The sequence below is a fragment of the Pseudomonas sp. LBUM1668 genome, from assembly GCF_059695715.1.
The window spans coordinates 1242805-1261457 of the sequence record NZ_CP166787.1; the positions used below are offsets into that span (position 1 = coordinate 1242805).

Sequence of the window (18653 nt, forward strand, 5' to 3'; positions counted from 1 at the left end):
ACTGGACAGGATCACTATGCCGGCTTCATTCGTTCATCTACGCCTGCACACTGAATACTCCCTGGTCGACGGGCTGGTACGGATCAAGCCGCTGGTCAAGGCGCTGACCGCCATGAACATGCCGGCGGTTGCGGTCACTGATCAGAACAACATGTGTTCCCTGGTCAAATTCTATAAAAACACCATGGGCGCAGGCATCAAGCCGATCTGCGGCGCCGACCTGTGGCTGTCGAACAAGGATCCGGACGCGCCCCTGAGCCGGCTCAGCCTGCTGGTGATGAACGCCAAGGGCTATCGCAACCTCACCGAGTTGATCTCGCGCGGCTTCATCGAAGGCCAGCGCAACGGCATGATCATCATCGAGCGTGAGTGGGTTGCCGAGGCGAATGAAGGCCTGATCATGCTCTCCGCCGCCAAAGAGGGCGAGATCGGTATGGCGCTGATCAGTGGCAACCCGGCCGAAGCCGAGGCCCTGACGCGTGAGTGGATGTCGGTGTTCCCGGACCGCTTCTACCTGGAAATCCAGCGCACCAGTCGCCCTAACGATGAAGAACAGTTGCACGGTGCCGTGGCCCTGGCCGACAAGCTCGGCGCGCCGCTGGTGGCGAGCAACGATGTGCGCTTCATCAAGCAGGAAGATTTCGCCGCCCACGAAACCCGGGTGTGCATCGGTGAAGGCCGTGCCCTCGACGATCCTCGGCGCTCAAAGAATTACAGCGATCAGCAATACCTCAAAAGCGCCGAGGAAATGGCCGAGCTGTTCAGCGACATTCCCGACGCAATCGAAAACACCGTCGAGATCGCCAAGCGCTGCAACATCGATGTAAAACTGGGCACGCACTTTTTGCCCAACTTCCCGATTCCCGATGGCATGACCATCGATGAGTATTTCCGCAAGGTGTCCTTCGATGGTCTGGAGGAACGGCTGGCGGTTTTGTTGCCAAAAGACACCACCGAAGATTACGAAACCAAGCGTCAGGTCTACGTCGACCGGTTGAATTTCGAGCTGGATATCATCATCCAGATGGGGTTTCCCGGTTACTTCCTGATCGTTATGGACTTTATCCAGTGGGCCAAGAGCAACGGTGTACCGGTAGGCCCGGGCCGTGGATCGGGTGCCGGCTCGCTGGTGGCCTATGTGCAGAAGATCACCGACCTCGATCCGCTGGAATATGACCTGCTGTTCGAACGTTTCCTTAACCCGGAACGGGTATCGATGCCCGACTTCGACGTCGACTTCTGCATGGACGGGCGTGACCGGGTCATTGACTACGTGGCCGAGAAATACGGCCGCAACGCGGTAAGCCAGATCATCACGTTCGGTTCCATGGCCGCCAAGGCTGTGGTGCGTGACGTGGCGCGGGTGCAGGGCAAGTCGTATGGCCTGGCGGATCGTCTGTCGAAGATGATTCCGTTCGAAGTCGGCATGACCCTGGAAAAAGCCTACGAACAGGAAGAGATCCTGCGCGATTTCATCAAGGTCGATGAAGAAGCCGCGGAAATCTGGGAGATGGCGCGCAAGCTCGAAGGCGTTGTGCGTAACGTCGGTAAACACGCCGGTGGTGTGGTGATCGCGCCGACCAAGCTGACTGACTTCTCGCCTATCTATTGCGACGAGGCCGGCGACGGTCTGGTGACCCAGTTCGACAAGGATGACGTTGAGGCTGCCGGTCTGGTGAAGTTCGACTTCCTCGGCCTGCGAACCCTGACGGTCATCGACTGGGCGTTGAAGACCATCAACCGCGACCGCGCCAAGGTCGATCAGCCGCCTCTGGACATCGCGTTCATCCCGCTGGACGACAAGCCGACCTATCAGCTACTGCAAAAAGCCGAAACCACGGCGGTGTTCCAGCTCGAGTCGCGCGGCATGAAAGAGCTGATCAAAAAGCTCAAGCCCGACTGCCTGGAAGACCTTATTGCACTGGTGGCCCTGTTCCGTCCGGGCCCGTTGCAGTCAGGCATGGTTGACGACTTCATCAACCGTAAGCACGGTCGCGCCGAACTCGCGTACCCGCACTCGGACTACCAGTACGAAGGCCTCAAGCCGGTATTGGCGCCGACCTACGGCATCATCCTGTATCAGGAACAGGTGATGCAGATTGCCCAGGTCATGGCCGGTTACACCCTCGGTGGTGCGGACATGCTGCGTCGGGCCATGGGTAAGAAAAAACCCGAAGAAATGGCCAAGCAGCGCGGCGGTTTCATTGAGGGTTGCAAGACCAACAATATCGATGCGGACCTGGCCGGTAACATTTTCGACCTGGTGGAAAAATTCGCCGGTTACGGCTTCAACAAGTCTCACTCCGCCGCTTACGGCCTGGTCTCGTACCAGACCGCTTGGCTGAAGACGCATTACCCAGCGCCGTTCATGGCGGCGGTGTTGTCGGCGGATATGCACAACACCGACAAGGTCGTCACCTTGATCGAAGAAATTCGCACCATGAAGCTGCGTCTCGACGCGCCGGATGTGAACACTTCGGAATTCAAGTTTACGGTGAACGACGACGGCCGCATCGTCTATGGTCTCGGCGCAATCAAAGGCGTCGGCGAAGGCCCGGTAGAGGCAATTACCGAGGCGCGTCAGGCGGGGCCGTTCAAGGATCTGTTCGACTTCTGCGCCCGCGTCGACCTCAAACGCATTAACAAGCGCACCCTTGATGGCTTGATCCGCAGCGGTGCGCTGGATCGTCTCGGTCCGTATTTCCACGACGAACAAAAGGCTTATCAAGCCAACATCGACCGCAACCGCGCCGTGCTGCTGGCGGCGATGGAAGAGGCTATCAAGTCAGCCGAACAGACCGCCCGTACCCGCGACAGTGGCCACGCCGATCTGTTTGGCGGGCTGTTCGTCGAGGAAGACGCCGATGTGTATGCGGTGCATCGCAAGGCCAAGGAGCTGACCCTCAAGGAGCGCCTCAAGGGTGAGAAAGACACTTTGGGCCTGTATCTGACCGGCCACCCGATTGACGAATACGAAGGCGAAATTCGCCGTTTCGCCCGTCAGCGCATCATCGACCTGAAACCGGCGCGCGATACGCAAACCGTGGCGGGGATGATCATTGCCCTGCGGGTGATGAAGAACAAGAAGGGCGACAAGATGGGTTTCATCACCCTCGACGACCGCTCCGGGCGGATCGAGGCGTCGCTGTTTGCCGAGGCGTTTCACTCGGCGCAGTCGCTGCTGCAGACCGACGCGATGGTGGTGGTCGAAGGCGAAGTCAGTAACGACGACTTCTCCGGTGGCTTGCGCCTGCGGGTCAAGCGGGTGATGAGCATGGAAGATGCGCGCACCAACCTCGCCGAGAGCCTGCGTCTGAAGTTGCAGACACAGGATCTCAAAGGCGATCAGCTACGCTGGTTGGGTGATCTGCTCAAGCGTCATCGCGGGGCGTGCCCGATCACCATGGAGTACACCAGCCCTGATGCGAAGACCTTGCTGCAGTTCGGCGAGACCTGGCGAATCGATCCGGCGGATGCCTTGATTCAAGCCCTGCGTGACCAGTTCGGGCGAGACAACGTCTTCCTCCAATACCGTTGACCGGCAGGTGCCATCATTGCACTTGCCCGCAACCTGAATTTTTAATCTCGACCTCAGCGCGCCTCTCCCTTAAGGTAGGGCGCGAATAGACAACCGGCCGGCCCAAGCTCATTTGGGACACGACCCAAGACGGACGCCTATGAACCCGAATTTTCTAGATTTCGAACAGCCGATCGCCGACCTGCAAGCCAAGATCGAAGAGTTGCGCTTGGTCGGTAATGACAATTCGCTGAATATCGGCGATGAGATCTCCCGCCTGCAGGACAAGAGCAAAACGCTGACCGAAGACATCTTCGGCAAGCTGACCAGCTGGCAGATCGCGCGTCTGGCGCGTCACCCGAAGCGTCCGTACACCCTGGACTACATCGAACACATCTTCACCGAGTTCGACGAACTGCACGGCGACCGTCATTTCTCCGACGACGCTGCAATCGTTGGCGGTATTGCCCGTCTGGACGACCAGCCAGTGATGATCATCGGACACCAGAAGGGCCGCGAAGTACGCGAGAAGGTTCGCCGCAACTTCGGCATGCCGCGTCCGGAAGGCTACCGTAAGGCTTGCCGTTTGATGGAAATGGCCGAGCGTTTCAAAATGCCGATCCTGACCTTCATCGACACCCCGGGTGCCTACCCTGGCATCGACGCTGAAGAGCGCAACCAGAGCGAAGCGATCGCCTGGAACCTGCGTGTCATGTCGCGTCTGAAAACTCCGATCATCGCCACCGTCATCGGTGAGGGTGGTTCCGGGGGCGCATTGGCGATCGGCGTTTGCGATCAGTTGAACATGTTGCAGTATTCGACCTACGCGGTAATTTCGCCGGAAGGTTGCGCCTCGATTCTGTGGAAAACCGCTGAAAAAGCGCCGGATGCCGCTGAAGCGATGGGCATCACCGCCGAGCGTCTGAAAGGCCTGGGCATTGTCGACAAGGTGATTGGCGAGCCATTGGGCGGCGCGCATCGTGACCCGGCAGCCGCTGCGGCGTCGATCCGTGCCGAGCTGAGCTCGCAACTGGCGATGCTGAAGAAGTTCGACAACGAAGCGCTGCTCAAGCGCCGTTATGATCGACTGATGAGCTACGGTCTCTAACCGAACTCGTTGCCTGTGTAGGAGCTGCCGCAGGCTGCGATCTTTTGATCTGGTTTTTTCAAGATCAAAAGATCGCAGCCTGCGGCAGCTCCTACAGGAATCTTTGAGAAGTGATCGATCTTTATGAATCCTTCGAAAAGTGATTTGCCATCCCTGCTACTGCTCAATCTTGCAGCCTGGCGCAATGCTAGGAACTGGCGCGTCGCTTTCTCCGGCGGCCTCGACTCAACTGTCCTCCTGCATCTACTGGCCAATCTCGCCAAAACCGATTCCCTCCCAACGCTAAGCGCCATCCACATCCATCACGGCCTCCAGGCTGCGGCCGATGCCTGGCCGGAACATTGCCAGTCGGTCTGCGATGCGTTGGGTATTGCGTTGCAAGTGGAGCGGGTAAAGGTGCAACCGGGCGCGAGTCTGGAGCGGGCGGCGCGGGATGCGCGTTATTCGGTGTTCGGTGCGGTAACCCAGGCCAATGACGTTTTGCTGACCGGGCAACACCGCGACGATCAGGCGGAAACCCTGTTGTTTCGTCTGTTGCGCGGTGCCGGCGTGCGCGGGCTTTCGGCAATGCCGGCGCAACGTCCGTTGGGGCAGGGCACGTTGGTTCGGCCTTTGCTCGACGTCACTCGCGCAGAGCTTGAAGCCTACGCCGCGGCGCACCAGTTGCAATGGATCGAAGACCCGTCAAACGAAGATCGGCAGTTTTCGCGCAATTACCTGCGTCATCAGATCGTGCCGCTGCTGACCGGGCGCTGGCCGCAAGCGCAAGCCAGCATGGCCCGTAGCGCCGCGCATTTGCGTGAAGCGCAAGGCTTGCTGGATGAGCTGGCGCAGATCGATCTGGCGCACGCCAAAGCCTCAACTAATTTCGACTGGCTGGGCGTACCCTCGCTGGAATTGGCACCTTTGGCGGAGCTGTCTCCCGCCCGTCAGCGAAATGCACTGGGCCACTGGCTCCAACCACTGACTCGGTTGCCTGATACTGACCATTGGTCGGGTTGGGCGAATCTGTGCGAAGCCGCCCACGATGCATCGCCGGTCTGGCGTCTGGCCGATGGCGAGTTGCACCGCAGCGCCGGTCGACTCTGGTGGCTGAGTGGCGACTGGCTGCGTGCGCCAGTGATCGGCAGCGAGTGGCACGCCCCGACATCACCGCTACGCTTGTCCGATAACGGCTGCGTCGTGCTCAGTGGCCAGACGCCTTGTGGGCCGCTGCGCATTGCTTACCGTCGGGGCGGCGAAGTGATGCTTCTGGCCGATCGTGGCCATCGTGATCTCAAACGGTTACTCAACGAGCGTGCGGTGCCGGCCTTCGTGCGTGGCAGATTGCCGCTGCTGTTTCGCGGTGAAGAATTGCTCGCGGTGGCGAACCTGCCGGGCCTTGATGGCAATGTGCAGGACGGCTGGAAATTGCATTGGCAGCCAACGGACGAAGATCTAGGTTTGAGATGAAAGGGGCATTCCGGTAGACTACGCTCCCTTCTTGATACAACTTCTGTGGATTCGCCTGAATTGCAGGAGTTGCCGATTACCAAGCAGTCTTTGCTGGGCGATTCCAAAAAATGTGTAGCGAGCAACGTACCGGTGTTTCATCTGCCGGTCTGTCCCAACGCGGCGGTTTTTTTGAAAGGTGCACTGTGATTAATGCAGGTGATCGGGGGCTTCGGCCTTCCTTCGCTTTCCCCGGCGGCTCGTACCGCTTTAACGCAGACTTCTAGGGTTTTTCATGACGCGCTACATATTCGTCACGGGCGGTGTTGTTTCTTCATTGGGGAAAGGCATTGCCTCGGCTTCATTGGCGGCTATCCTGGAGGCGCGGGGGCTTAAGGTCACCATGCTTAAGCTGGATCCGTACATCAACGTCGACCCGGGCACCATGAGCCCGTTCCAGCATGGTGAAGTGTTCGTCACCCACGACGGCGCCGAAACCGACCTGGACCTGGGCCACTACGAGCGGTTCATCCGCACGACCATGACCCAGAACAACAACTTCACCACCGGCCGTGTTTACGAGCACGTGTTGCGCAAAGAGCGCCGTGGTGACTACCTGGGTGCAACCATCCAGGTGATTCCGCACATCACCGACGAAATCAAGCGCCGCATCATCAAGGGTGCAGGCGATGCCGACGTGGCGATGGTCGAAATCGGTGGCACCGTGGGTGACATCGAGTCGCAACCGTTCCTCGAAGCCATCCGTCAGCTGCGATTCGAAGTCGGCGCCAAGCGCGCGATGCTGATGCACCTGACGCTGGTGCCGTACATCGCCACCGCTGGCGAAACCAAAACCAAGCCAACCCAGCACTCGGTCAAGGAACTGCGTTCCATCGGCCTGCAGCCTGACGTGCTGGTTTGCCGCTCCGATCACCCGATCGACATCTCGTCGCGTCGCAAGATCGCGCAGTTCACCAACGTTGAAGAGCGTGCGGTTATCGCTCTGGAAGACGCCGACACCATCTACAAGATCCCGGGCATTCTGCATTCGCAGGGTCTGGACGATTTCGTCGTCGAGCGTTTCGGTCTGCAATGCGGCGGTGCCGATCTGTCCGAGTGGGAAGCTGTGGTTGACGCCAAGCTGAACCCGGAACACGAAGTCACCATCGCCATGGTTGGCAAGTACATGGAGCTGCTGGACGCCTACAAGTCGCTGATCGAAGCGATGAGCCATGCGGGCATCAGTAACCGTACCAAGGTCAACCTGCGCTACATCGATTCCGAAGACATCGAAAACCAGGGCACTGCGCTGCTTGAAGGTGTTGACGCCATCCTCGTACCGGGCGGCTTCGGTCTGCGCGGCGTGGAAGGCAAGATCACTGCCGTTCAGTACGCTCGCGAAAACAAGGTTCCTTACCTGGGTATCTGCCTGGGCATGCAAGTGGCGGTCATCGAGTTCGCTCGTAACGTCATGGGCTGGAAAGACGCCAACTCCACCGAGTTCGATCGCGCCAGCGGCCACCCGGTTGTCGGCCTGATCACCGAGTGGGAAGACGCCACCGGTGCCGTGGAAGTGCGTACTGAAACCTCCGATCTGGGCGGCACCATGCGCCTCGGCGCTCAGGAATGCCTGCTCGAAACCGGCTCCAAAGTGCACGATTGCTACGGCAAGGACGTGATCGTCGAGCGTCACCGTCACCGTTACGAAGTGAACAACAACCTGCTGCCGCAAATCATCGAGGCCGGCCTGAAGATTTCCGGTCGCTCCGCCGATGCTGCACTGGTTGAAGTGGTTGAAGCACCGGATCATCCATGGTTCGTCGCTTGCCAGTTCCACCCTGAGTTCACCTCGACACCACGTGATGGCCATCCGCTGTTCAGCGGCTTCGTCAAAGCAGCGTTGGCTCAACACCAGAAGAAGGCGTAACCCCGATGGCACAGAAGATCATCCGCGTCGGCGACATCGAGATTGCCAACGACAAACCCATGGTGCTGTTCGGCGGCATGAACGTGCTGGAAAGCCGTGACATGGCCATGCAGGTTTGCGAAGAGTATGTGAAGGTCACCGAAAAACTCGGTATCCCTTACGTGTTCAAGGCCAGTTTCGACAAGGCCAACCGTTCTTCTGTGACCTCGTATCGCGGTCCTGGCCTGGAAGAGGGCATGCGCATCTTCCAGGACATCAAGCAGGCTTTTGGCGTGCCGATCATCACCGACGTCCACGAGCCTGAACAGGCCGCGGTCGTCGCCGAGATCTGCGACATCATCCAGTTGCCGGCCTTCCTGTCGCGCCAGACCGATCTGGTCGTGGCGATGGCCAAGACCAACGCGATCATCAACATCAAGAAAGCCCAGTTCCTCGCCCCTCAGGAAATGAAACACATCCTGAACAAGTGCGTTGAAGCGGGTAATGATCAACTGATCCTCTGCGAGCGTGGTTCGAGCTTCGGCTATAACAACCTCGTGGTCGACATGCTCGGCTTCGGCATCATGAAGCAGTTCGAGTACCCGGTATTCTTCGACGTGACCCATTCGCTGCAAATGCCTGGCGGTCGTTCCGACTCCGCCGGCGGTCGCCGTGCGCAGGTTCTGGACTTGGCCAAGGCTGGCATGAGTCAAGGTCTGGCAGGTCTGTTCCTCGAAGCTCACCCGGATCCGGACAACGCCAAATGCGACGGCCCTTGCGCCTTGCGTCTGGACAAACTGGAGCCATTCCTGGCCCAGCTCAAAGCTCTGGACGAACTGGTTAAGAGTTTTCCGACGGTAGAAACCGCGTAAACCTCAATTCTCCGGTAAAGTACCGCACGATTTGTCGCTCATGCCCTCGGGCATGAGCGTTATCGTCTGCAAATCTGCCCGCTGCACCCCCTTGCCGACGGTAAAAAGATTTCCTCTAGCTGCGTCGTTTTCGTCAACTTTGGAGTGTTTACAACAATGGCAAAAATCGTCGACATCAAAGGTCGTGAAGTTCTCGACTCCCGTGGCAATCCCACCGTGGAAGCGGACGTGCTTCTCGACAACGGCATCATCGGCAGCGCATGCGCGCCGTCCGGTGCATCCACTGGCTCGCGTGAAGCACTCGAGCTGCGTGATGGCGACAAGAGCCGTTACCTGGGCAAGGGCGTGCTTAAAGCGGTAGCCAACATCAACGGTCCGATCCGCGATCTGCTGCTGGGCACCGACCCAAGCGACCAGAAAGCCCTCGATCACGCGATGATCAAGCTCGACGGCACTGAAAACAAAGCGACCCTGGGCGCCAACGCCATTCTCGCCGTGTCCCTGGCTGCGGCCAAGGCTGCTGCACAGGATCAGGACCTGCCGCTGTACGCTCACATCGCCAACCTGAACGGCACCCCGGGTGTGTACTCGATGCCGGTTCCGATGATGAACATCATCAACGGTGGCGAGCACGCCGATAACAACGTCGACATCCAGGAATTCATGGTTCAGCCGGTTGGCGCCAAGTCTTTCTCGGAAGGTCTGCGCATGGGCACCGAGATTTTCCATCACCTCAAAGCTGTGCTGAAGGCTCGTGGCCTGAGCACCGCTGTCGGCGACGAAGGTGGTTTCGCGCCTAACCTGGCTTCCAACGAAGACGCGCTGAAAGTGATTTCCGAGGCCGTTGCCAACGCCGGTTACAAGCTGGGCACCGACGTGACCCTGGCTCTGGACTGCGCGGCCAGCGAATTCTACGAAGACGGCAAGTACAATCTGTCCGGCGAAGGCCAGGTGTTCACTGCTGAAGGTTTCGCCGACTACCTCAAAGGTCTGACCGAGCGTTACCCGATCATCTCCATCGAAGACGGTCTGGACGAGTCCGACTGGGCTGGCTGGAAAATTCTCACCGACAAAATCGGCGAGAAAGTGCAGCTGGTGGGCGACGATCTGTTCGTGACCAACACCAAGATCCTGAAAGAAGGCATCGATAAAAAGATCGCCAACTCGATCCTGATCAAGTTCAACCAGATCGGCACCCTGACCGAAACCCTGGAAGCCATCCAGATGGCCAAGGCTGCCGGTTACACCGCAGTGATCTCGCACCGTTCCGGCGAAACCGAAGATTCGACCATTGCCGACCTGGCTGTGGGCACCTCGGCTGGCCAGATCAAGACCGGTTCGCTGTGCCGTTCCGACCGCGTTTCCAAGTACAACCAACTGCTGCGTATCGAAGAGCAGTTGAATGGCAAAGCCAAGTACAACGGTCGTAGCGAGTTTCGCGGTTAAGCGCAAACTGATAAAAGGACACCGGATTGTGTCGAAAAAGTCGTGACAGCGATGGATTTGCCACTAATCTGATGCCTTAACAGCACAAGCCTGGATTTTCCAGGCTTCGTGCTATCAGATGCTGCAAAGTTTTGGCGTGGCTGTCTTTTTTCACTGGATACCTGATATTCGATGCGCAGTCCTTACTGGTTGTTTCTCGTTTTGCTCCTGCTGCTGGCCGGTCTGCAGTACCGCCTGTGGGTGGGCAATGGCAGTCTGGCGCAAGTCGCCGAGCTGAATCAGCAGATTGCTGATCAACATGCCGAGAACGAAGGTTTGCTGGAGCGCAACCGGGTGATGGACGCTGAGGTCAGCGAGTTGAAGAAAGGCATGGAGACCGTTGAAGAGCGGGCTCGTCACGAGTTGGGCATGGTCAAGGACGGCGAAACCCTTTACCAGTTGGCCCAATGATCAATTCCTTGCCGGCCTTCTGGGCCGTGATTCCTGCCGCGGGCGTCGGTGCCCGAATGGCCGCGGACCGTCCCAAGCAATATCTGCAACTGGGCGGGCGCACAATTCTCGAACACAGCCTCGGCTGTTTCCTCGATCACCCGAGCCTCAGAGGGCTGGTGGTCAGTCTTGCTGTCGATGATCCTTACTGGCCGAACCTGGCATGCGTCAACGATCCGCGTATTCAGCGCGTTGACGGCGGTGCCGAGCGTTCCGGTTCGGTGCTCAATGCCTTGCTGCATTTGCACGCGCAAGGTGCGGACGATGAGGACTGGGTGCTGGTGCACGATGCGGCACGGCCCAATCTGAGTCGCGATGATCTCGACAAATTACTCGATGCGCTGGCGGATGACCCTGTGGGTGGTTTGCTGGCGGTTCCTGCGCGCGACACCCTGAAGCGGATCGACAAGCACGGTCGTGTGGTTGAAACAGTTGACCGCAGTGTGATCTGGCAGGCTTATACGCCGCAGATGTTCCGCCTCGGTGCACTGCATCGCGCGTTGGCGGACAGCCTGGTGGCAGATGCGGTGATTACCGATGAGGCATCGGCGATGGAGTGGGCGGGGCAGGCACCCCGTCTGATCGAAGGGCGTGCGGATAACCTCAAGGTGACCCGACCGGAAGATCTGGAGTGGTTGCGTCAGCGTTGGGCTAACCGCCGCTAAAAGATTGCGGCCTGCTGCACTCCTACAGTGGTTTTTGTCGCGGTAAATCCCCCTGTAGGAGCTGCCGCAGGCTGCGATCTTTTGGTCTTAAATCCGATACTCCGGCCGTTCGGCCAACCCCTCCTTAAGAAAGTCCACCAACTTGCGCACCTTCGGCGACAAATGCCGCTGCTGCGGATACAGCGCCCACACCGCGGTATTCGGCGGCTGATGCGCCTCCAGCAACGAAATCAATGCGCCGCTGTGCAAATGCTCCAGCACGTAATAGTCCGGCAACTGACACAACCCGACCCCTTGCAAAGCAGCATCCAGCACCGCTTGCCCGCTGTTGCAACGCCAGTTTCCCTGCACTCGCTGGGAAAATTCCCGCCCGTTTTGCTCAAGCTGCCAGATGTCCGTGCTGCCGATCAGGCAATTATGCCGGCTCAGTTCCGACAAGCTGTGTGGGCGGCCGTACCTTTCCACGTAGGAAGGTGACGCGCAAAGATACATACGCCTTGGCGCCAGGCGCGTCGCGACCAGTCGTGAGTCTTGCAAGCGTCCCAGTCGAATCGCCAGATCCAGCCCCTCATGCACCAGATCGAGTTGCCGATTGCTCAGCTCTATATCGATGCGCAGTTGCGGGTAGAGCCCCATGAACCGTGTCACCAGCGGCACGATAAATCGCTCGCCATAGGCAACAGCGCACGTCATGCGCAGCATGCCTTTGGGTTCGCTGGTCAGATCGCCCACCGCGCGCAGGGCTTCTTCGCGTCCGTCCTGCAAGCGCTGGCAGTGTTGCAGGAATGTCTGCCCGGCTTCGGTCAGCGTCACCCTGCGGGTACTGCGATAGAGCAGGCGTGTTTGCAAACGCTCTTCCAGTCGTACGATTTGTCGACTGATATGCGAGGAAGAAACCCCAAGACGTTCGGCTGCAGCGGTGAATTGGCTGCATTCGGCTACGGCGACAAACTCGTCGATGCCTTCCCAGCGGTTTTCGGACATCAGGATTATCCCTGTATGGCAATAATGTTTTGCTTTTGGCCTGATTATTAATCGTCAGGCCATGTATTACACTCCTTGTCTGCTTTTTTTATTTAATGGATTCACTGGAGAGTCAGCATGATCAAGTCGCGCGCAGCCGTTGCCTTCGAGGCCAAGAAGCCGCTGGAAATCGTAGAAGTTGATGTCGCCATGCCCAAGGCCGGTGAAGTGCTGTTGCGCGTAGTCGCTTCCGGTGTTTGCCATACCGACGCCTACACCTTGTCCGGCGCTGACCCGGAAGGGATTTTCCCTTCGATCCTCGGCCACGAAGGCGGCGCCATCGTTGAGGCGATCGGCGAAGGCGTGACTTCGGTTGCTGTAGGCGATCATGTCATCCCGCTCTACACCCCGGAGTGTGGCCAGTGCAAATTCTGTAAGTCGGGCAAGACCAACCTTTGTCAGGCCATTCGTGCGACCCAGGGCAAAGGCTTGATGCCGGATGGCACTTCGCGTTTTTCCTACAAGGGCGAAACGATTTTCCACTACATGGGTACTTCGACCTTCTCGGAATACACCGTGTTGCCGGAAATCTCCGTGGCCAAAATCGCTAAAGACGCACCGCTGGAAAAGGTCTGCCTGCTCGGTTGCGGCGTCACCACCGGTATCGGTGCAGTGCTCAACACCGCCAAGGTCAAACCGGGCGACACCGTGGCCATTTTCGGTTTGGGCGGCATCGGTCTGTCGGCAGTCATCGGTGCGGTGAAGGCCAAGGCCGCGCGCATCATCGCCATCGACATCAATCCGGCCAAGTTCGAAATCGCCAAGCAGCTGGGTGCGACTGATTGCGTAAACCCTAAAGACTTCGACCGTCCGATTCAGGAAGTCATCGTCGACATGACCGATGGCGGCGTCGACTTTTCCTTCGAGTGCATCGGCAACGTGCAACTGATGCGCGCCGCCCTCGAGTGCTGCCACAAAGGCTGGGGCGAGTCGGTCATCATCGGCGTTGCCGGTGCCGGTCAGGAAATCGCTACCCGCCCGTTCCAGTTGGTCACCGGTCGCGTCTGGCGCGGTTCGGCATTCGGCGGCGTACGTGGCCGCAGCGAATTGCCAAGCTACGTCGACATGGCCCAGAGCGGTGAAATCCCGCTGGATACTTTCATCACCCACACCATGGGTCTGGAAGATATCAACAAGGCGTTCGACCTGATGCACGAAGGCAAGAGCATTCGTACCGTCATCCATTTCTGATCAATCGTGATGTCATGGCTACAAGTCTTGAAGGCTTGTGGCTGTGACCGCGTAGGAGTTTTTACATGAGCCTGGAAAACATCTCCTGTCAGAAGAGTTTTGGCGGTTGGCACAAGCGCTATCGTCACCGTTCCGACGTGCTGGGCTGCGACATGGTGTTTGCCGTGTACCTTCCGCCGCAGGCGGAGCAGGGCGGCAAGCTGCCAGTGTTGTACTGGCTGTCGGGGCTGACCTGTACCGACGAGAACTTCATGCACAAGGCCGGCGCGTTGCGCATGGCTGCTGAACTCGGTCTGATCATCGTCGCGCCGGACACCAGCCCGCGCGGTCCCGATGTGCCGGGTGATCCGGATGGCGCGTGGGACTTTGGTCTCGGTGCCGGGTTTTATCTGAATGCCACGCAGGAGCCTTGGTCGCGGCACTATCGGATGCATGACTATGTCGTGCAGGAATTGCCTTCACTGGTTGAAGCGCATTTCCCTGCGTCCGATAAACGCAGCATCAGCGGCCACTCCATGGGTGGCCACGGTGCGTTGGTGTGTGCCTTGCGCAATCCGGGACGTTATCAATCGGTGTCGGCCTTTTCGCCGATCAACAACCCGATGGATTGCCCGTGGGGGCAGAAGGCATTCTCGCGTTATCTGGGTGAAGACCGTTCGAAGTGGAAAGAGTGGGATGCCTGCGCGCTGATCGCCGAGGCTGACGAGAAGCTCCCGCTGCTGGTCGATCAAGGTGATCGCGATGATTTCCTCGCGACTCAGCTCAAACCCGAAGCCTTGCAACAAGCGGCAAAACAAGCGGGTCATCCGCTGACGCTGCGCTTGCAACCGGGCTACGACCACAGCTATTTCTTCATCTCAAGCTTTATAGACGACCACTTGCAGCATCACGCACAAGCCCTTCGGGGCTAATGCAGGTAGAATCACGCCCTGACAAAAATCGGGGCGTTTTTTTTATGCGTATTGGCCACGGCTATGATGTGCACCGTTTCGCTGAAGGCGATTTCATTACTCTGGGCGGCGTGCGCATTGCACACAGCTTCGGGCTGCTCGCTCATTCCGACGGTGACGTCCTGCTGCACGCCTTGAGCGATGCCTTGCTCGGCGCGGCTGCGCTGGGTGATATCGGCAAACACTTCCCGGATACCGACCCGCAATTCAAGGGCGCCGACAGCCGTGCGTTGTTGCGTCATGTGGTCGGTCTCATCCATGCCAAGGGCTGGAAAGTCGGCAACGTCGATAACACCATCGTTGCCCAGGCGCCGAAAATGGCCCCGCATATCGAATCGATGCGCGCACTGATCGCCGCGGATCTTCAAGTTGAGTTGGATCAAGTGAACGTGAAAGCTACCACCACCGAAAAGCTTGGCTTTGTCGGTCGCGAAGAAGGCATCGCCGTACACTCCGTTGCCTTGTTGCTGCGCGCATGAATGAACTGCAATTGCTCGGCCCGCGCGCCTACGGCGAACCCCTCGGCACCGCGGTACTAAAAGCCATCGCTGAAGATTTTCAGGTGGATGAAGTGCTGGATATTCCGTTCAGCGGCGACGGCGAACACCTGTGGATCTGGGTGGAAAAACGTGGCCTGAACACCGAAGAAGCCGCACGGCGTATCGCCAAGGCTGCCGGTGTGCCGCTGCGCACTGTCAGCTACGCCGGTCTCAAGGATCGTCAGGCGCTGACCCGCCAGTGGTTCAGCGTGCAACTGCCGGGCAAGGCAGATCCTGATCTGTCGGCGGCGGAAAACGACACGTTGAAAATCCTCAAAACCACTCGCCACAAACGCAAGCTGCAACGCGGCGCGCATTCGGCGAATGGTTTCACGTTGCGCCTGACGCAATTCGCCGGCGACAAAGCCGCGATTGAAGAGCGCCTGCAACTGATCGTCAAACAAGGTATTCCCAATTATTTCGGCGCCCAGCGTTTCGGCCATGACGGCGGTAACGTCGTCGACGCCCGTTCGTGGGCGGCGCGCAAGGCCCTACCGGAGCAGCGCAATGTGCGCTCACGCCTGCTGTCGACGGCGCGCAGTTTTCTGTTTAACCAGGTGTTGGCTGCACGTGTGGCGGATGGCACCTGGCAACGTGCGCTGGTTGGCGATCTGCTGGCTTTCACCGATAGCCGTAGCTTCTTCCCGGCCGGTGAAGCTGAATTGAGCGACCCGCGTCTGGCGATTCTCGATCTGCACCCGACCGGCCCGCAGTGGGGTGAAGGTGACTCCCCGGCCGCTGGCGCTGTCCATGATCTGGAGCAGGGGATTGGCGCGCGTGAAGCGGATCTGCGCGATTGGTTGATCAACGCCGGCATGAGTCACGAACGTCGCATCCTGCGGCTGCCCATTGGCGGGTTGACGTGGCATTATCCCCAGCCTGACATTCTGCAACTGGAATTCGTCCTCCCGGCCGGATGCTTCGCCACTGTATTAGTGCGCGAGCTCGTTGATCTGGTGCCGGTGGGGCAGACGGACAGCCCATGCGTATTCTGATTTCTAACGATGATGGGGTAACCGCACCCGGTCTTGCCGCGCTTTATGCTGCGCTGGCGGATTACACCGAGTGCGTGGTTATCGCCCCTGAGCAGGACAAAAGCGGCGCCAGCAGTTCGCTGACGCTCGACCGTCCGTTGCACCCGCAATACCTGGCCAACGGCTTTATCAGCCTCAACGGCACGCCAACCGACTGCGTACATCTGGGCCTGAATGGCTTGCTGGAACGCCAGCCGGACATGGTGGTTTCCGGGATCAACCTCGGCGCCAACCTTGGCGATGACGTGTTGTATTCCGGTACGGTGGCGGCGGCCCTTGAAGGACGTTTCCTCGAGCGACCGTCGTTCGCCTTCTCGCTGGTCTCACGCCAGGTCGATAATCTTCCTACGGCAGCCTACTTTGCGCGCAAACTGGTCGAAGCCCACGCCGGGCTCGATCTGCCGCCGCGCACGGTGCTCAACGTGAACATTCCCAATCTGCCGATCGACCACATTCGCGGCATCCAGCTGACCCGACTGGGGCACCGTGCCCGGGCGGCGGCGCCGATGAAAGTGGTCGACCCGCGTGGCAAGGCCGGTTACTGGATTGCGGCCGCCGGCGATGCCGAAGATGGCGGCCCGGGCACCGACTTTCATGCGGTGATGCAGGGCTATGTTTCGATCACGCCGCTGCAACTCGATCGCACCTTCAATGATGCCTTCAGAAGTCTCGATGGCTGGCTGGAGGGACTGCGCTGATGGCTCGCGAACACGAAGACAGAATGCGCAGCGGCATCGGCATGACGTCCCAGCGCACGCGGGAACGTTTGATCCAGCGTCTGTATGAAGAAGGTCTGTCCAACGCCAAGGTGCTGGAAGTCATCCGGCGCACGCCGCGTCACCTGTTCGTCGACGAAGCGTTGGCGCACCGCGCTTATGAAGATACAGCGCTGCCGATCGGCCATAACCAGACCATCTCCCAGCCTTATATGGTGGCGCGCATGAGCGAGCTGCTGTTGGAGGCTGGTCCGTTGGACAAGGTGCTGGAGATCGGCACCGGTTCCGGTTACCAGACTGCCGTGTTGTCGCAACTGGTTGAGCGGGTGTTCTCGGTCGAGCGCATCAAGGTCTTGCAGGATCGGGCCAAGGAACGTCTGGTCGAACTCAATCTGCGCAACGTGGTGTTCCGTTGGGGCGACGGTTGGGAAGGCTGGCCGGCGCTGGCACCGTACAACGGCATTATTGTCACCGCCGTGGCCACCGATGTGCCGCAAGCGTTGCTTGATCAACTGGCACCGGGCGGGCGCCTGGTGATCCCGGTCGGTTCCGGAGAAGTGCAGCAATTGATGCTGATCGTGCGTGAAGAAAATGGCTTTTCTCGACACGTTTTAGGCGCCGTGCGTTTTGTGCCTTTGCTTAATGGCCCACTGGCCTGAGCATTTATTCAACGGCGCTGAATTCCTTTCGTTGGCCTTGGTCTTACACCGGCAGCGATCGTTTAAACGCAGCAGATTGTCAGCTTGCAAACGTGTGCGTGAAGCGATTTCGCTTCATTAAAGGTAAAGCCGATTCGGCCCGTTATACTTGCGACACCTCATGCCGGAGTTCGGCATTCGAATTTTTCAGCCACCACAAAGGGAGCGGCGGGTGAGTCTCACTGTCATTGCGCAGCGTATGGGTAACACGAGCTTTCAGCGCCTGGTGACTGGCCTTGTCTTGAGCACCTTGCTGGTGGGTTGCTCCAGCACCAAATCGAGCAATGTCCGGGTGGTCGATCGCAACGGCGCGGTCGCACAGCGTCCTACCGTGACGACCGGCCAATATGTAGTCCGTCCGGGCGATACGATGTTTTCCATCGCATTTCGCTACGGCTGGGACTACAAAGCCCTCGCGGCACGGAACAATATTCCTACGCCGTATACGATCCATCCGGGTCAGACAATTCGCTTCGACGGGCGTACCGGTTCTACGCCGACTGCCGTGGTGAGCAGCGCCAGTTCTTCGCCATCATCGTCCAGCAAAACCACCGTAATCCGGCGCCAGGCAAATGGCACGACGACCACCACAACCCGCGGTTCTACGAGCGCTGTACCGTCCGTCGCCAACAAGCAAACCCCGGCTCCAATGCCTCCAGCCGGTCCGGCCCCGACCGGCTGGGGATGGCCATCTAATGGCATTCTGATTGGTAAATTCTCTTCAAACGGTAGTTTGAATAAAGGAATTGATATCGCCGGAGATTTGGGACAGCCTGTTTTAGCTGCGTCTGATGGGACGGTGGTTTACGCCGGGAGTGGCTTAAGGGGCTACGGCGAATTAGTCATCATCAAACACAGCGAAACCTACGTCAGTGCTTACGGACATAACCGCAGGCTGTTGGTTCGGGAGGGACAGCAGGTCAAAGTCGGACAGACAATTGCCGAAATGGGGTCAACGGGTACAGACCGGGTGAAACTGCATTTTGAGATTCGCCGACAAGGTAAACCAGTAGATCCGCTGCAGTTCCTGCCAAGGCGTTGATTTGCAATCCAGCCTGTTCCGTCGCG

At 58.8% G+C, this 18653-nt stretch carries 16 protein-coding genes; 15 read left to right on the forward strand and 1 reads right to left on the reverse strand.

Annotation, left to right across the window (positions count from 1 at the left end; all coding sequences use genetic code 11):
- The first annotated feature begins 16 nt into the window (after window positions 1-16).
- From dnaE to ispD, 8 genes are all read left to right on the forward strand, one after another.
- Window positions 17-3538 carry a DNA polymerase III subunit alpha gene (gene dnaE, locus ACA061_RS05415; protein WP_150604704.1) on the forward strand — a complete coding sequence of 1174 codons (3522 nt, stop codon included), beginning with the start codon at window positions 17-19 and terminating at the stop codon, window positions 3536-3538.
- Window positions 3539-3677: 139 nt separating this feature from the next.
- A complete protein-coding gene (locus tag ACA061_RS05420) occupies window positions 3678-4625 on the forward strand; it encodes an acetyl-CoA carboxylase carboxyltransferase subunit alpha (protein ID WP_042557889.1) in 948 nt (315 codons plus the stop codon).
- 123 nt (window positions 4626-4748) lie between these two features.
- Complete coding sequence (gene tilS, locus ACA061_RS05425; RefSeq protein WP_497300770.1) at window positions 4749-6077, forward strand: tRNA lysidine(34) synthetase TilS; 1329 nt, start codon at window positions 4749-4751, stop codon at window positions 6075-6077.
- 274 nt (window positions 6078-6351) lie between these two features.
- Window positions 6352-7983 carry a CTP synthase gene (gene pyrG, locus ACA061_RS05430; protein ID WP_150594519.1) on the forward strand — a complete coding sequence of 544 codons (1632 nt, stop codon included), beginning with the start codon at window positions 6352-6354 and terminating at the stop codon, window positions 7981-7983.
- Between the two features lie 5 nt (window positions 7984-7988).
- Window positions 7989-8834: a 3-deoxy-8-phosphooctulonate synthase gene (kdsA, locus tag ACA061_RS05435; protein WP_150594518.1), complete on the forward strand. Its 846-nt coding sequence runs from the start codon at window positions 7989-7991 to the stop codon at window positions 8832-8834.
- A 156-nt stretch (window positions 8835-8990) separates the two neighbouring features.
- On the forward strand, window positions 8991-10280 hold the full coding sequence (eno, locus tag ACA061_RS05440; protein WP_042557893.1) for a phosphopyruvate hydratase: 1290 nt from the start codon (window positions 8991-8993) through the stop codon (window positions 10278-10280).
- A 171-nt stretch (window positions 10281-10451) separates the two neighbouring features.
- Entirely contained in the window at window positions 10452-10730 is a 279-nt protein-coding gene (gene ftsB / locus ACA061_RS05445) for a cell division protein FtsB (RefSeq protein WP_007908838.1), read from the forward strand.
- Complete coding sequence (gene ispD, locus ACA061_RS05450) at window positions 10727-11434, forward strand: 2-C-methyl-D-erythritol 4-phosphate cytidylyltransferase (RefSeq protein ID WP_210701067.1); 708 nt, start codon at window positions 10727-10729, stop codon at window positions 11432-11434. The genes ftsB and ispD overlap by 4 nt, the downstream gene beginning before the upstream one ends.
- Before the next feature lie 87 nt (window positions 11435-11521).
- On the opposite strand, the gene ACA061_RS05455 is transcribed toward ispD, so the two are convergent.
- Window positions 11522-12418 (reverse strand): LysR family transcriptional regulator, encoded by an 897-nt coding sequence (locus tag ACA061_RS05455; RefSeq protein WP_150604701.1) that lies wholly within the window; start codon window positions 12416-12418, stop codon window positions 11522-11524.
- A gap of 117 nt (window positions 12419-12535) precedes the next feature.
- Here ACA061_RS05455 and ACA061_RS05460 point away from each other — a divergent pair, with 117 nt between their 5' ends.
- The 7 genes from ACA061_RS05460 (at window position 12536) to ACA061_RS05490 (ending at window position 18627) form a co-directional block, all read left to right on the forward strand.
- The gene (locus tag ACA061_RS05460) at window positions 12536-13648 is read left to right on the forward strand and encodes an S-(hydroxymethyl)glutathione dehydrogenase/class III alcohol dehydrogenase (RefSeq protein WP_042557895.1); all 1113 of its coding nucleotides are present in this window, start codon (window positions 12536-12538) and stop codon (window positions 13646-13648) included.
- Between the two features lie 65 nt (window positions 13649-13713).
- Window positions 13714-14559, forward strand: a complete 846-nt coding sequence (fghA, locus tag ACA061_RS05465; protein WP_042557896.1) for an S-formylglutathione hydrolase — start codon at window positions 13714-13716, stop codon at window positions 14557-14559.
- 44 nt (window positions 14560-14603) lie between these two features.
- Window positions 14604-15077 (forward strand): 2-C-methyl-D-erythritol 2,4-cyclodiphosphate synthase, encoded by a 474-nt coding sequence (gene ispF / locus ACA061_RS05470; protein WP_042557897.1) that lies wholly within the window; start codon window positions 14604-14606, stop codon window positions 15075-15077.
- A complete protein-coding gene (gene truD / locus ACA061_RS05475) occupies window positions 15074-16132 on the forward strand; it encodes a tRNA pseudouridine(13) synthase TruD (protein WP_150618100.1) in 1059 nt (352 codons plus the stop codon). Before ispF ends, truD begins: the two co-directional genes overlap by 4 nt.
- Window positions 16120-16869 (forward strand): 5'/3'-nucleotidase SurE, encoded by a 750-nt coding sequence (gene surE, locus ACA061_RS05480; RefSeq protein WP_008081730.1) that lies wholly within the window; start codon window positions 16120-16122, stop codon window positions 16867-16869. Before truD ends, surE begins: the two co-directional genes overlap by 13 nt.
- Before the next feature lie 41 nt (window positions 16870-16910).
- The gene (locus ACA061_RS05485) at window positions 16911-17546 is read left to right on the forward strand and encodes a protein-L-isoaspartate(D-aspartate) O-methyltransferase (RefSeq protein WP_170947254.1); all 636 of its coding nucleotides are present in this window, start codon (window positions 16911-16913) and stop codon (window positions 17544-17546) included.
- A 211-nt stretch (window positions 17547-17757) separates the two neighbouring features.
- Window positions 17758-18627 (forward strand): peptidoglycan DD-metalloendopeptidase family protein, encoded by an 870-nt coding sequence (locus ACA061_RS05490; protein ID WP_210553881.1) that lies wholly within the window; start codon window positions 17758-17760, stop codon window positions 18625-18627.
- Window positions 18628-18653: the final 26 nt, after the last annotated feature.

Coding starts and splice junctions, on each gene's coding strand:
- ispD (WP_210701067.1), top strand. CDS start 10,727: ATGATCAATTCCTTGCCGGCCTTCTGGGCCGTGATTCCTGCCGCGGGC.
- pyrG (WP_150594519.1), top strand. CDS start 6,352: ATGACGCGCTACATATTCGTCACGGGCGGTGTTGTTTCTTCATTGGGG.
- fghA (WP_042557896.1), top strand. CDS start 13,714: ATGAGCCTGGAAAACATCTCCTGTCAGAAGAGTTTTGGCGGTTGGCAC.
- ftsB (WP_007908838.1), top strand. CDS start 10,452: ATGCGCAGTCCTTACTGGTTGTTTCTCGTTTTGCTCCTGCTGCTGGCC.
- surE (WP_008081730.1), top strand. CDS start 16,120: ATGCGTATTCTGATTTCTAACGATGATGGGGTAACCGCACCCGGTCTT.
- tilS (WP_497300770.1), top strand. CDS start 4,749: ATGAATCCTTCGAAAAGTGATTTGCCATCCCTGCTACTGCTCAATCTT.
- ACA061_RS05420 (WP_042557889.1), top strand. CDS start 3,678: ATGAACCCGAATTTTCTAGATTTCGAACAGCCGATCGCCGACCTGCAA.
- ispF (WP_042557897.1), top strand. CDS start 14,604: ATGCGTATTGGCCACGGCTATGATGTGCACCGTTTCGCTGAAGGCGAT.
- kdsA (WP_150594518.1), top strand. CDS start 7,989: ATGGCACAGAAGATCATCCGCGTCGGCGACATCGAGATTGCCAACGAC.
- ACA061_RS05460 (WP_042557895.1), top strand. CDS start 12,536: ATGATCAAGTCGCGCGCAGCCGTTGCCTTCGAGGCCAAGAAGCCGCTG.
- dnaE (WP_150604704.1), top strand. CDS start 17: ATGCCGGCTTCATTCGTTCATCTACGCCTGCACACTGAATACTCCCTG.
- truD (WP_150618100.1), top strand. CDS start 15,074: ATGAATGAACTGCAATTGCTCGGCCCGCGCGCCTACGGCGAACCCCTC.
- eno (WP_042557893.1), top strand. CDS start 8,991: ATGGCAAAAATCGTCGACATCAAAGGTCGTGAAGTTCTCGACTCCCGT.
- ACA061_RS05485 (WP_170947254.1), top strand. CDS start 16,911: ATGACGTCCCAGCGCACGCGGGAACGTTTGATCCAGCGTCTGTATGAA.
- ACA061_RS05455 (WP_150604701.1), bottom strand. CDS start 12,418: ATGTCCGAAAACCGCTGGGAAGGCATCGACGAGTTTGTCGCCGTAGCC.